At 64.0% G+C, this 14,478-nt stretch carries 9 protein-coding genes; 3 read left to right on the top strand and 6 right to left on the bottom strand.

Annotated elements, in window-relative coordinates:
• Position 1 precedes the first annotated feature (1 nt).
• From art_RS14150 to art_RS14160, 3 genes are all read left to right on the top strand, one after another.
• On the top strand, positions 2-580 hold the full coding sequence (locus art_RS14150) for a nucleotide exchange factor GrpE (protein WP_038465755.1): 579 nt from the start codon (positions 2-4) through the stop codon (positions 578-580).
• A 102-nt stretch (positions 581-682) separates the two neighbouring features.
• Positions 683-1,684, top strand: coding sequence for a DnaJ C-terminal domain-containing protein (locus art_RS14155; RefSeq protein ID WP_038465757.1), 1,002 nt, complete (start codon positions 683-685; stop codon positions 1,682-1,684).
• A 152-nt stretch (positions 1,685-1,836) separates the two neighbouring features.
• Complete coding sequence (locus art_RS14160) at positions 1,837-2,277, top strand: helix-turn-helix transcriptional regulator (RefSeq protein WP_038465760.1); 441 nt, start codon at positions 1,837-1,839, stop codon at positions 2,275-2,277.
• A 110-nt stretch (positions 2,278-2,387) separates the two neighbouring features.
• Here the strand turns inward: art_RS14160 and art_RS14165 are convergent, their stop codons facing one another.
• From art_RS14165 to art_RS14190, 6 genes are all read right to left on the bottom strand, one after another.
• Positions 2,388-5,795, bottom strand: coding sequence for a DEAD/DEAH box helicase (locus art_RS14165; protein ID WP_038465762.1), 3,408 nt, complete (start codon positions 5,793-5,795; stop codon positions 2,388-2,390).
• 433 nt (positions 5,796-6,228) lie between these two features.
• Positions 6,229-7,467 (bottom strand): MFS transporter, encoded by a 1,239-nt coding sequence (locus art_RS14170; protein ID WP_038465764.1) that lies wholly within the window; start codon positions 7,465-7,467, stop codon positions 6,229-6,231.
• A 57-nt stretch (positions 7,468-7,524) separates the two neighbouring features.
• On the bottom strand, positions 7,525-8,271 hold the full coding sequence (narI, locus tag art_RS14175) for a respiratory nitrate reductase subunit gamma (RefSeq protein WP_038465766.1): 747 nt from the start codon (positions 8,269-8,271) through the stop codon (positions 7,525-7,527).
• A gap of 4 nt (positions 8,272-8,275) precedes the next feature.
• A complete protein-coding gene (narJ, locus tag art_RS14180; protein ID WP_253901364.1) occupies positions 8,276-8,923 on the bottom strand; it encodes a nitrate reductase molybdenum cofactor assembly chaperone in 648 nt (215 codons plus the stop codon).
• Positions 8,920-10,638 (bottom strand): nitrate reductase subunit beta, encoded by a 1,719-nt coding sequence (gene narH, locus art_RS14185; protein WP_038465768.1) that lies wholly within the window; start codon positions 10,636-10,638, stop codon positions 8,920-8,922. Before narH ends, narJ begins: the two co-directional genes overlap by 4 nt.
• Positions 10,638-14,351, bottom strand: coding sequence for a nitrate reductase subunit alpha (locus art_RS14190; RefSeq protein WP_038465771.1), 3,714 nt, complete (start codon positions 14,349-14,351; stop codon positions 10,638-10,640). The genes narH and art_RS14190 overlap by 1 nt, the downstream gene beginning before the upstream one ends.
• Positions 14,352-14,478: the final 127 nt, after the last annotated feature.

The following is a 14,478-nucleotide window of genomic DNA, read 5'->3' on the forward strand; positions in this document are numbered from 1 at the left end:
CATGTCTGAATCTGTAAACCCCGAAGAGGTCCCGGAGAACGAGCCTGCCAATCCGGCCGGCGAGCCTGCGCAGACCCCCGATGGTGACGCGCTGTCACAGGCCGAGGAGATCCTCAACGGTGTTGAGGTTCCTGCCGAGGATTCTGTGGCACAGGGTGCAGCCGCTGACGAGGCTGCAGAGCTGAAGAACGACCTTCTTCGCTTGCAGGCCGAGTACGTCAACTACCGCAAGCGCGTCGAGCGCGACCGGGCAGTTGCCGGGCAGATGGCGGTCATCGGCGTGCTGAACGCCATCCTGCCCGTCATGGATGACATCGACGCGGCCCGTGCCCACGGCGACTTGGAAGATGGCCCGTTTGCGGCCATCGCCACGAAGCTGGAAACCACGCTGACCACGTACGGCCTGGAGCGAATCGACGCCATCGGCGTTCCCTTCGACCCGACCGTGCACGAGGCGCTCATCCAGCAGCCCGCCGCTGACATTGAGGTTGACACCGTCAGCCAGGTGCTGCGCAACGGCTACAAGTCCGGTGAGCGTATTCTGCGCGCCGCACAGGTGATCGTGGCAGTACCCGAGTAACAACTGATTCAAACCAATGGTGGGGCTGCCCGAGACTCAATGTCCCGGGCGGCCCCACCAACGGTGCAGCTACACCCCACAAACTTTTAGAAAGGAGGCGTCTTGGCAAGTCAGGATTGGGTCGAGAAAGACTTTTACAAAATCCTAGGTGTGTCCAAAGATGCATCGGATGCCGACATCAAGAAGGCCTACCGAAAGCTGGCCCGCAAGTATCACCCGGATACAAACTCCGGTGATCCCCAGGCGGAAAAGACTTTCAAGGACGTCTCCGAAGCGTATTCAGTGCTCTCCAGCAAGGAAGACCGCGAACAGTATGACGCCATCCGGGCCATGGGCGGCGGCGCCCGCTTCAGTGCAGGCGGCACCGGCCACAACGGTGGCGGCGGCGGCTTTGAAGACGTCTTCGGAGACCTCTTTGGCGGCGGCCGCGGCGCACCCCGTGGCAACCAGGGCTTTGGCAACCAGGGCTTTGGCGGCTCGGGCCTGCCACCGGAATTCGCTGACCTGTTCGGTGGCGGCGGCGGAGGCTTTGGCGGGGGCGGTTTCCAGCCACCACCCACCAAGGGCGCAGACCGCACGGCCAGCACTACGATTTCTTTTGCCGGTTCCATCAACGGAACCAAGATCGGCCTGCGCGAACCCAATGGCGAGGTCATCGATGTGCGCATCCCCGCGGGCATCAAGGACGGCCAGAAGGTCCGCGTCAAGGGCAAGGGCCAGCCAGGGGCGGCAGGTCCCGGAGACTTGATGGTCACCGTGAACGTCAAGCCGCACGATTTCTTCGTCCGTGACGGCAACAACATCCGCATCCATGTCCCGGTCACCTTCCCGGAGGCCGTGCTGGGAGCCGATATCAGCGTCCCAACCCTCGCCGGCGACACTGTCCGTGTCCGCGTGCCTGCCGGTACGCCGTCGGGCCGCAGCTTGCGGGTCAAGGGTGCCGGTGTCAAGACCAAGAAGGGCGACGGCGACCTCCTCGTCACGATCGACGTGGCAGTTCCGCAAAAGCTCAGCAAGGAAGCCGAGGACGCGGTGCGCGCCTTTGCGGAAGCCACTGCCGATGGCGATCCCCGCGCAGCACTGGCGGCGAAAGCCAAGCTCTAATCCCCAGCCCCTCCCGCTGCTCGCAGGCTCGCAGCGGGGCCCTCGGGGCTGGTGGCCCAGCCACCCGCACCGGGGACTCGCAAACCCGCAGGGGCCCCGCACCGGGGCCCTGATCCGGCTTGCCCAGCAAAACCGTAAGGAAGGAGATCACAATGATTGTTGACCCGTACGCGCCCATCTTTGTGATTTCCGTTGCGGCCGAACTGGCAGAGATGCATCCGCAGACGCTGCGCCAGTATGACCGGCTGGGCATCGTCAAGCCCAGCCGGGCACCCGGCCGGGCCAGGCGCTACTCGCAACACGATGTGGAGATGCTCCGGGAAGTCCAGCGCCTTTCACAGGCGGGGGTTTCCCTTGAAGGTATCCGGCGCATCATGGAGTTGGAAAACCAGGTCGAGACGTTGCGCGCCAAGGTTGTTGAGCTGAGCGGCGAACTGGCAGCGATGGCTGCTGAAAACCAGTCGCGCCCGCTCCGGCAGAACAGCCGCGTGTTTGCTGCCGGCCTGACCGGCGGCGACATTGTGGCCCTGGCCCGCGGCCAGCGCCCGCGCCCGCGCAGCCAGGCCGTGGTGATCTGGCGCCCCCAGCGGTAGGGGCCGTCCCCCACAAAAAATCGATGCTGCACTTGTTAGACCGAAATCACGGAAAAATGGCGAAATCGGTCCAACAAGTGCAGCATCGATCGGGGGAGATCAGGGAGGGGTCAGTCGCTGAACAGACCCGCCAGGTCGGTGCCTGTCAATGCGCCGCCGGACAGGGAGTCACCGCTCATGACATCCGAGAACAGCTGCGACTTTTTCGCCTTCAGCGCCATGACCTTTTCCTCGATGGTGTCCTTGGCAACCAGCCGGTACACCATCACGTTCTTCTTCTGCCCAATGCGGTGCGTGCGGTCCACGGCCTGCGCCTCGGACGCCGGATTCCACCAGGGGTCCAGGATGAAGACGTAGTCGGCCTCGGTCAGGTTCAAACCAAATCCACCGGCCTTGAGGCTGATCAGGAACAGCGGCGCATCACCATTTTTGAATTCATCGACGACGGCGGCCCTGTTGCGGGTGCCTCCGTCCAGGTAGGTGAAGTCGATGCCCTCGGCGATGAGCCTTTCCCGAACCTTGCCCAGGAAGCCCGTGAACTGGCTGAAAATCAGGGCACGGTGCCCCTCCTTCACCACGTCCTCCAGCTGTTCAAACAGCACATCCAGTTTGGAGGAACGGACCCCGGCCTGGCTCTCGTCCACCAACGTGACATCCAGGCTGAGCTGGCGCAGCAGCGTCAACGACTGGAAGATCGTGAAACGGTTCTTGTTCACATCCTTCAGCAGGCCCAGAATCTTCGCCCGTTCGCGCTGCAGGTGCGTCTGGTAGATCTTTTGGTGGCGCGGGTTCAGCTCCACCTCAAGGATCTGTTCCTGCTTCGCCGGCAGGTCGGCAATGACAGCTTCCTTGGTGCGCCGCAGCATGAGCGGCTTCACCCGTGAACGGAGCTTGGCCAGCAGCGTGGCGTTGGTGTTCTTCTCAATGGGCCGCTGGTAGAACTCGGCAAAGCGCTTGGGGCTGGGGAACAGGCCCGGAGCCACAATGGACAGCAGCGCCCACAACTCCATGAGGTTGTTTTCCATGGGTGTACCCGTGACGGCCAGCTTGAACGGGGCCTTGAGCTTCCGCGCGCACTGGTACGCCTTGGACTGGTGGTTCTTCACAAACTGGGCCTCGTCCAGGATCAGCCCGGAAAAGTCCTGCATTGCGTATTCGGCAAAATCGATGCGGAACAGTGCGTAGGACGTGATGACAATGTCGGCGCCGGCAAAGAAGTCGGCGGAATCCATCCCGCTCTTGGCAAACGTTTCCGAGACCGTGACAACCTTGAGCCCGGGCGCAAACTTCACACTTTCACTGGCCCAGTTGCCCACCACGGACGTCGGGGCAACCACCAAGAATGGGGGCATGGCCCCGGCCATTTCCGCCTTGACCTGGCACATCAGCGCCAGCGTCTGCACCGTCTTGCCCAAACCCATGTCATCGGCAAGCACCCCGCCCAGCCCATTGCTGTACAGGAAGTGCAGCCAGTTGAAGCCATCGAGCTGGTACGGGCGCAAGGTTGCGTTCAGCCCGGCAGGGGCCGGCAGCGGAACGGCAGGGCCGCCGTCGAGCAATCCAGAAATAGCCTTGCGCCACGCCTGCGCCTGCTCGTCCACAATGCCCAGCTGGGCCAGTTCATCCCACAGCCCGGCCTGGAAACGGCTGATCCGCAGCTGCCCGTCCTTGACGTCGTTGAGGCTGCGCGCTTCATCGATCAGTGCCCGCAGCTGGTGCAGTTCGGGGCGGTCAAGGGAGAAGTAGGCGCCGCTGGGCAGCAGCATGCGCGTCTGCCCAGCCGCCAGTGCGGAGAACACGGCGGCGAAGGACACGTACTGTCCCTCCAGGGTGATGACGATGCCCAGGTCGAACCAGTCGCGCTCGTCGGTGGCCTTGGTGGAAATTGTGACGATCGGCGCCTCGGTGACCTCCCGGTAGCTGGCAATGTCGCCCGACGTCTCAACCTCAACGCCCGTGCACTCCTGCAGCCGCGGCAGGACGGTTTCGGTGAAGGTGAGCGTGTCCAGCCCGGTCAGAGTCGCGGAAGCGGCCAGCGTCGGCTCGCCCCAGGCGTTGTTGGCTGCGACGCCCATGGCCGTGATGTCCTCCCACGGCCGGCCCACCGCCTCCAACAACCGGGCCTCGGCACCGCTGTCTCGCACAGCATGTTCGCCCAGCTCCGGCCACAGCGGCAGCGAGGTAATCCGGGTGCCCACAGGGTAGTGCCATTCCCAGTGCAGCCGCACGGTGTGGTCGCCGCCAAACGCCGCCAAGAGCGACAGCGTGGGCTCCACATACGCCGGCAGCTCCACCGAATGGTCCGCCGACACCACGGGGGCGGCCTGCTTCAGCTGCGGATAAAACTGGGTCAGGAACTTCTCCCGCGCCTGCTCCGGTACGTGAACCGTCTCCTTGCGCAGCGCAAAATCAAGCATCTGGGGGGAGACATCCGCGGGCAGCGGTGCCAGCGTGACATTGCCACGCACGACGGCGGTGCGGCCTGGGGCGGCACCGCCCGCCGTTGCGGCGGGGTCTGCCAGGTCGCTGAAAAAAAGTCCGCTGACAGGGTTTCCGACGCGGCCGATGATCTCGGCCTCGATGGGTGCGCCATCCACCTCAATGAGCGGCCCCACGTCCAGGCCGTCCGTGCCCTGGCTGACATCAAGCGCCAGGGCGGCCTCATGGGACATGATGCGCACGGGGTCGCCGCTGCCGGACTGGATGAGTGCGACGCCGTTCTTGTTGGCGGAGTAAAGCATCTGCCACAGATTGCGCCCGGCAAAGTCGTTCAACGACAGCCAGGCGCCGGCGGCACCGTTGTTGTACTGCCGTGGGCTGTGCGAGGACAGGAATTCGCTGAGCCAGTCCAGCTGGGTGCGGTCGTGCGCGCCACCGTAGGACAGATAACCAAGGGTGGCCCAGCTGACGCCGGACTTGACCCACTTCCCGCGCGTGCCCATGACCACGGGGCGGACGTTCAGGACCGGTTCGGAGGGTACGCTGGCGCCCCGGCCGCGGTAGGAAAAGCGTGGCGGCGGAACGTGCAACTCAAATTGCAGGCCCAGTGCCGGGGTGTCCTGGCTGGGGGTCGCGGCTGCCGGGGGAAGCAGGGCCGAGAGGGCCGCTTCCCATGATTCAACGGCTGGCTCACTGCTTGCCTGGGACGGGGCGGCGGCCTTCTTGCCGTCCTTGGCCTTGGCCAGGAGGGTCTCCAGAAACGTTGGCTCCTGGGGCGCATCCTCGGGCAGGAAGAAATCGGTGAAGGAAATATCGCTCTCGGCCGCGGCGATCAAGGCAACAACGTGCTTGCAATTTTGGCGCACCGGGCAGTTGCAGATGCCCACGCGACAGGCGATGACACCGTCGTGCTCGCGGACCAGCTTCGCCGTGGACCGGTACTCCATCGTGGTGCCGGCCACCCTGCCGGACAGCAGCCCGGTGTCCGGCTCCAGCGTAATGTCACTGACCCGGTCCTGATCGGCGTAGGCTCGGCCCGCGGCAATGGAATTCGCGGTGAACTCGGCGATCCGCGTCATCAGACGAGGACCAGCGGAGGAGGACGTCACAGAACTTTTCCACCTGTCAATTGGGGGTGGTTCAAGAGAGCGAACCACATCTATCAATCCTACGCAGTATTGGCGCCCACGTTTACCCCAAGCATCCCTCCGGCGAAAAAGGGTTGCTGAGGGGGTTTCGCCAAAGCGTGACGCCGGAGGTCGGCCCCTTCCTCGCAACGGTGGGCTCACGCCGTCATGCTTGGGCCGCGTGCCGGGGTAGTTATTACCATCCGCCCCCGGTGCGGACAGATCTGACTGTCGCCGGGGTAGTTATTACCATCCGCCCCCGGTGCACCGGCCGCAAATGGCAATAACTACCCCCCGGGTCTGAAAAGTGGTCTGAAAAGCGGAAGCACGACGGCGGTGGGTTGGGGAACGCGCCCGGCCCACCGCTGTCGTGCTTCAGACAGACCTACTTCCGTGCCGGCTCCAGCGGTTTCTTCGCCGGTGTCTTCACAAAGAACAAGGTGAAGATCAGGGCCACGATGGCCGTGACCACCAGCAGCGAGAGGCCGATGGCGTACTTATAATTCTCCGCCGAAGGGTTGTAGGTCATACCCATGATCAGCGGCGGGAAGTAGCCGCCCAGGCCGCCGGCGGCACTGACAATGCCGCTGATGGTGCCGACCTTGCCGTCCGGGGACAACGTGCCAACCCAGGCGAAGACGCCGCCCGTGCCCAGGCCAAGTGCTGCGGCCAGGGCCAGGAAGATGGGTCCGGCCTGAACGTCGGCGGCCGGTTCCAGCGCCACGAAGAAGCCAAGGATGGCCACGCCTGCCAGGGAGGCCAGCACAACAGGCTTGGACCCGATCTTGTCAGCGAGCACGCCGCCAATGGGTCGGGCGATCACGGCGGCCAGAGCAAAACCTGCCGTTCGGGCACCCGCAGCGCTCGGGTCAAAGGCGTACACATCGCGCAGATATGTGGGCAGGTACGTGGCGAAGGAGACAAAGCCGCCAAAGACCACGGCGTACAGGAAGCACATTTTCCACGTCACCGCCAGCTTTGAGGCGTCGATCAGCTTCGGCATGACCGGGGACTTGTTGGGCTTCCAATCGGGCGCGTCCTTCATGAACACCCACACCAGGACGGCCATGACGGCCAGGATTCCGGCAATCAGCAGGTGCGTGGGCACATACCCGATCGATGCGACCAGGCGTGGGTTCAGGAACGCGGCCAGGGCGGTGCCGCCCATGCCGGCGCCAAACACGCCCGTGGCAAAACCGCGCCGTGCCGGCGGGTACCAGGCGCTGACAAACGGGATGCCGACGGCAAACACCGTGCCGGCAACACCCAACAGGAAGCCGGCCGCAAGCACTAGGACGAATGAGTTCAGTGCCCCTCCCAACGCAACCAGCAGCACTGTGGGAATCGTGGCGACGAGTACGAATGTGAACAGGGCCCGGCCGCCAAACCTGTCTGTCATGGTGCCCACAACAATGCGGCCCAGTGAGCCGACAAAGATCGGCATGGCCACCAGGATGCCCATGGTCCCGGCCGAGAGTTCCATGTTTTTGGCGTAGTGGGTGCTCAAGGTGGCGATGATGTTCCAAGCCCAGAAGCCGACTACCGAGGCCGCTGTGGCCAAGACCAGGTTGCGGACTTGCCCTGGTATTGCGGGGGGCTTTGCCTTGGTTGGTGCAGTTGCCATGGTTGCTCCTGGGAGGGTCGGCTCGAGCAGTCGAACAAAGAACTTTGATGTTGCCGGTTATCGCTTGCTGGTGTCGCGGTCGTGCGTGCCCACCTCGGACCAGCCGTCACGGGGCGCAACGCTGGCGCCCTTGTCCCGCGAGCGGTACACAATGTACGGGCGGAACAGGTAGTGCAGCGGTGCCGTGAAGGCGTGGACAAGACGGGTGAACGGCCACACGATGAACAGCGCCATGCCCACCAGTGTGTGGAGGTGGAAGGCGAACGGCGCCGCAGCCATGGCGGCAATGTCCGGCTGGAAGATGAACAGCGAGCGGAACCACGGCGAAACGGTGTCCCGGTACGTCAGGTCGTGGTCGGGCCAGAACACGCTGGCCAGGGTGATCCACAAACCAAACACGATGGCCGCCACGAGGACCACGTACATGAGTTTGTCGTTCTTGGTGGTCGCCATGAACACGGGCCCGGTCTTGCGGCGGCGGTAGATCAGCAGCACAATGCCGCCGAGCGTGCCGACACCGGCAATCGTGCCGACAAACAAGGCGTTGAAGTGGTAGATGTTTTCCGTCATGCCGACGGCTTCGGTCCAGGATTTTGGGATCACCAGGCCAAAGACGTGCCCGGCAATGACGGCGAGCAGGCCAAAGTGGAACACGGGCGAGCCGATGCGCAGCAGCTTCGATTCATATAGCTGCGAGGAGCGCGTGGTCCAGCCGAATTGGTCGTATTTGTAGCGCCAGATGGAGCCGCCCACCAGGATGACAACCATGACGTAGGGCAGCACGCCCCAGAGGAAGATGTCCATTGTGTTAGGCCCCTCTCATGGGCAGCAGCCGCGGGTCGTACGGGTCAAGTCCCACGGATTCGGTGGGCGGGCCGAAGCCTGCCATCCGCATGACGGCTTGTTCGTCCGCCGGGGAGGCACCCGGCAGCGTGTGGCACAGGGCCTGCATGATCTCGCTGTGCGGCAAGTTGTCGCGCTGCAGGCCAAACTTGATCAGTTCAAGGCTGGGCCGGTATTGCGCCAGCAGTTCCTTGCCCGTCACCATGTCCACGGTGGCCGCATATTCGAGCACCATGGGCAGGAAATCGGGCAGTTCCCCGCGCGTGTCCACGAGCGTGTCCTGGCCGCGGTACACCTTCTTGAACGCGCCCAGCACCTCCCCGCGCCGGCGGGTATCGCCGTCGGTCCAGTAGGAAAGGTGCAGCGCGTGCCGCTTGCCGAGGTCGAATTCCTGCACATATTGTCCCTGCAGCGCCATCAAATCCGTGTTCTCCAGCCTGGAAAGCACGACGGCGAATGGCTCGCTGGCGCCGGCAAACTCACCGAGGGCGGCACGCATCATGGGCACCCGGCTGACGAGGAGCTCATCGGGGTAGGACAGGCACCAGGCCGCAGCCAGAAACGTTATCTGGTCCTTCTTGCTCACGTCCTGGTGGTTGCCGGGCCCGGTCATGAGCCGCCACCGCCTTCCAGCGCTTCCTCGCGGTTCCCCGCGGGAGGCTCGGCCGGGTGCCGTTGCGGGAACATTCCGGCCGGTGCACCGTTGCCGTCCCAGTTCAGCAGGTTCACCCGGCCGCGCAGCGTGTCGGCTCCGGCGACCGAGTCGGAGGTCTGCCTGTCCCGGAGGGCGTTGAAGGTCTCGACGGCCACCGGGGTGGGGCGTCCGCTGGCCTCACCGAACGGGGAGTCGCCCATGGCACCCATGCCGGGTCCGCCGTCGAAATCCAGGGAACAGCCCATTTCCTCCAGGTCGTGCGCCTGCTCGGCGTGCGCCTTGGGAATCACGTACCGTTCCTCGTACTTGGCGATGGCCATGAGCCGGTACATCTCATACATGGTGGCCCCGTCCATGCCCACGGCGGCGGGGATGGACTCGTCGGGCTCATTGCCCAGCGAGATGCCGCGCATGTAGGCGCGCATGGCGGCCAGCTTTTGCAGCACACCGGTGACCAGGTCCGCGTCCCCGGCGGTGAACAGCTCGGCCAGGTACTCAACGGGGATGCGCAGCGCGTCAATGGCGCCAAACAAGACGTCCTTGTCCTCGGCGTCGTGGCCCTGGTCGCGCAGCAGGTCAACCACGGGGGACAGTGGCGGGATGTACCAAACCATGGGCATGGTGCGGTATTCCGGGTGCAGCGGCAGGGCCACCTTGTACACCTTGGTCAGCGCGTACACGGGTGACTTCTGCGCAGCCTCGATCCAGTCGTCCTGGATGCCTTGTTCGCGGGCGGCCTTGATGACGGCTGGGTCGTTGGGGTCCAGCAGCACGTCCATCTGCGACTGGTACAGGTCCTGCGGATCCGTGACCGAGGCAGCAGCGGTGACGGCATCGGCGTCGTACAGGAAAAGCCCCAGGTACCGCAGGCGGCCCACACAGGTTTCCGAGCATACGGTGGGCAGGCCCACTTCGATGCGGGGGTAGCAGAACGTGCACTTCTCGGCCTTGCCGGTCTTGTGGTTGAAGTAGATCTTCTTGTACGGGCAGCCGGTCATGCACTGGCGCCAGCCGCGGCACTGGTCCTGGTCAACCAGCACAATGCCGTCCTCGACGCGCTTGTAAATGGCGCCGGACGGGCAGGAGGCCATGCAGGACGGGTTCAGGCAGTGCTCGCAAATGCGCGGCAGGTAGAACATGAACGTCTGCTCAAACTCAAACTTGATCTTGTCCTCGGACTCGCGGCGCAACTTCTCCACGATCGGGTCAAGATGGCCCAGCTCGGAGGTGCCGCCCAGGTTATCGTCCCAATTTGCGCTCCACGTGATCTTCGTGTCCTTGCCCGTGATCAGGGACTTGGGCCGAGCCACCGGGAAGTCGTCGCCCAGCGGGGCATCAACAAGGGTTTTGTAGTCGTAGGTCCAAGGCTCGTAGTAGTCCTTGAGCTCCGGCTGGAGGGGGCTGGCGAAGAGGCCGAACAGCTTTTTCACACGCCCTCCGGCCTTGAGCTTCAGGCGTCCGCGCTTGTTCAGCTCCCAGCCGCCCTTCCACTTCTCCTGGTCCTCGTAGCGGCGCGGATAACCCTGCCCGGGGCGGGTTTCCACGTTGTTAAACCAGACGTATTCAACCCCTGCCCGGTTGGTCCAAGCCTGCTTGCACGTGACGGAGCACGTGTGGCAACCAATGCATTTGTCCAAGTTCATGACCATGCCCATTTGAGCCATAACACGCATTAGTACTGCACCTCCTGGGAACGGCGACGGATGGTGGAAACGTTGTCTCGCTGGTTTCCGGTGGGGCCAAGGTAGTTGAACGCGTACGTCAGCTGCGCGTACCCGCCGATCAAGTGCGAGGGTTTCACCAGCAGACGGGTGACCGAGTTGTGGATGCCGCCGCGGCGGCCGGTGGCCTCGGACTTGGGCACATCAATGGTGCGTTCCTGGGCGTGGTAAATGTAGGCGACTCCTTCGGGCATGCGGTGGCTGACCACCGCCCTGCCCACGAACACGCCGTTGGCATTGACACACTCAACCCATTCGTTGTCCTTAACATTGATCGAGCCGGCATCCTGCGGGCTCATCCACACGGTGGGGCCGCCGCGGGAGAGGGAGAGCATCAGCAGGTTGTCCTGGTATTCGGAATGGATGGACCACTTGGAGTGCGGCGTCAGGTAGCGCACCACAATTTCCTTGTCCCCATTGGGGCCAAGCTTCGGCTCGCCAAACAGCCGGTGCATGTCCAACGGGGGACGGTAGATCGGCAGGGCCTCGCCAATGTCGATCATCCAGTCGTGGTCAAGGAAGAAGTGCATGCGCCCGGTCAGCGTGTGGAACGGCTTGAGCCGCTCAATGTTCTGCGTGAACGGTGAGTAGCGCCGCCCGCCCGTCTCCGATCCCGACCATTCCGGGGAGGTGATGACCGGCTGCGGGCCGGCCTGGGTCATGGCGAAGGAGATGTGCTTCTCTTCGCTGCCCTCGGCCAGGTCAACGAGCTTCACACCGGTCTTGCGTTCAAGTTCCTTGAAGCCGGCGACGGCGAGCTGGCCGTTGGTGGTGCCGGAGAACGTCAGGATGGCCTCCGCCATCTTCGCATCGGTGTCGATGGCCGGCCGGCCATGGGCCGCGCCGCCCATCATGACGCCGTTGGCCTTGGCCAGGTGGTCCAGTGCAGCATCCAGTTTGTAGGTGATGTCCTTGACGGTGAAGCCCAGCTTGTCCGCCAGAGGTCCGACGGCGGTGAGCTTGTTCGCGATGGCCGTGTAGTCCCGCTCCACAATGGTGAAGTTCGGCATGTTTTGGCCGGGGACGCCTTCGATTCCCTCCTTGCGCCAGTCGCGGACCACGCCGCCGGGCTGGGCGATCTGGCCCACGGTGTCGTGGATGAGCGGGACGCTGACCAGGTCCTTGCGGGTGCCCAGGTGTTTCACGGACTGGCGGGAGAATTCCTCGGCCAGCAGGGTGAATAGCTCAAAGTCGGTCTTGGTCTCCCACGGCGGGTCGATGGCCGGGGTGAAGGCGTGCACAAAGGGATGCATGTCGGTGGAGGAGAGGTCGTGCTTCTCATACCAGGTGGCGGCCGGGAACACGACGTCGGAGAGCAGGGTGGTGCTGGTCATGCGGAAGTCGGCCGACATCAGGAAGTCAAGCTTTCCCTCCGGTCCTTCCTCATGCCATGTCACGTCCTGCGGTTTCAACGATTCGTGGCTGTCCTGGCCCATGACGTTGTTGTGGGTGCCCAGCAGGTTCCGCAGGAAGTACTCGTTGCCCTTGGCGGAGGAGCCGAACAAGTTGGAGCGCCACAGCACCAGGGTGCGCGGCCAGTTTTCTGGGGCGTCGATGTCCTCGATGGCGGGGTTTACGGTGCGGTTCATGAGTGATTGCGCCACCCACGTCTTCTCATCCGGGGCCTCGCCTGCGGCGACCGCCGCGATGGCTTTGTCGGCTAGGTCGAGGGGGTTGGAATCGAACTGCGGGTAGAACGGCATCCAGCCCAGGCGCACGGACTGTGCCAGTGCGTCGGCTGTGTGCATGCCGTCGAGGTTGCCGGTGGACAGCGGCGACTTCAGCGCGTCGGCCGAGTAGCCGTCCTGGCGCCACTGGTCAGTGTGCATATACCAGTAGCCGGTGCCGATCATGGTGCGCGGCGGGCGCGACCAGTCCAGGCCGTTGGCCAGGGACACCCAACCCGTGATGGGGCGGCATTTTTCCTGGCCCACGTAGTGCGCCCAGCCGCCGCCGTTGCGGCCCATGCAGCCCGTCAGCATGACGAGCGCCAAGATGGCACGGTAGGTGGTGTCGCCGTGGAACCACTGGCAGATGCCGGCGCCCATGATGATCATGGAACGGCCCTTGGACTGCTCGGCGTTACGGGCGAATTCGCGGGCGACCCGGATGCAGGCCTGTGCCGGGACGGAGGTGACTTCCTCCTGCCAGGCGGGGGTGTAGGGGATGGAAACGTCGTTGTAGTCCTTGGCCCAGACGCCGGGAAGGCCGGTCCGGCCTACGCCGTACTGGGCGAGCATGAGGTCGTAGACGGTGGTGACCAGGTGCCCGCCCACCATTTTCGCCGGCACACCGCGGTGCATGATGGTGCCTGCACCTTCGGGGTCCTCAAAGCAGGGGAGCAGGATCTCCACGGACTCGGAGGTGACCTCATCCATGCTGAGGGCCGGTTCGATGCCGGTCAAATCAAGGTTCCACTTGCCCTCGCCCGTCTTGGAATATCTGTGGCCCATGGTGCCGTTGGGCACAAGCCCAGAGCCGGTGACCTTGTCGAAGAGCATGGTCTTGAACGCGGCGTCCTCGAGACTCTCCTGGCCGGGGACGAACGCAGCGGTGAGGAATTTCCCGGGAACGTAAGTCCCGTCGTCGTGCTTCTCCAAGCGGACCAAGAAAGGCAGGTCGGTGAACTGGCGGACATAGTCCTGGAAGAACGGGACCTGCCGGTCAACGAAGAATTCCTTCAGCGTCACGTGGCCCATGCCCATGGCGAGTGCGGCGTCAGTGCCGGCCTGGGCGGGAAGCCACTCGTCGGCGAACTTGGTGTTGTCCGCGTAATCGGGGCTGATGGCGATGACCTTCGTGCCGCGGTAGCGAACCTCCACCATCCAGTGCGCGTCCGGGGTGCGGGTGACGGGGACGTTGGAGCCCCACATCATCAGGTAGGTAGCGTCCCACCAGTCGCCGGATTCTGGGACGTCGGTCTGATCGCCGAACACTTGCGGGCTGGCGACGGGAAGGTCCGCGTACCAGTCGTAGAAGGAGGTCATGACGCCGCCGATGAGCTGCACAAAGCGGGTGCCGATCGCGTGGCTGACCATGGACATGGCCGGGATCGGGGAGAAGCCGGAGACGCGGTCGGGGCCGTACGTCTTGATGGTGTTCACGTGTGCGGCGGCGGCAATTTCCAGTGCCTCGGCCCAGGAGGTGCGGACGAGGCCGCCCTTGCCGCGGGCATTCTGGTAGCGCCTGCGCTTCTCGGGGTCCGTGGAGACTTCGGCGAACGCCAGGACGGGGTCCTTCAGGCGGGCCTTGGCCTCGCGGTACATTTCCACGAGCACGCCGCGGGCGTAAGGGAAGCGGACGCGGGTGGGGGAGTAGGTGTACCAGGAGAACGCGGCGCCGCGGGGGCAGCCGCGGGGCTCGTACTCGGGGCTGTCCGGGCCCACGGACGGGTAGTCGGTCTGCTGGGATTCCCACGTGATGATGCCGTCCTTGACGTACACCTTCCAGGAACACGAGCCCGTGCAGTTCACGCCGTGGGTGGAACGCACCACCTTGTCGTGGCTCCACCGGTCGCGGTAGAAGATGTCCCCAGCCCGGCCGCCCTCGCGAAACACGACCCGTGAATCATCCGTTTCATCCCATTTGGTGAAGAAACGGCCCAATTTCAACATTGCGTCAGACGCCGGTCCGTCTACCCCAGCGACAAAAGTTTCAGCAGTCATGGCCCCACCCTAGGGCGCCTTGCGGGCGAATTCTACGGTCCTGCTAATAGTCAACAGAAGGCTGATCTAATTCTTGCCTAATGTATGCGACTTTTAAGTTTCGTGGCAGGCAATGTGTCGTGGACCT

The sequence above is a fragment of the Arthrobacter sp. PAMC 25486 genome (assembly GCF_000785535.1).
In the GTDB taxonomy this organism is placed as follows: domain Bacteria; phylum Actinomycetota; class Actinomycetes; order Actinomycetales; family Micrococcaceae; genus Specibacter.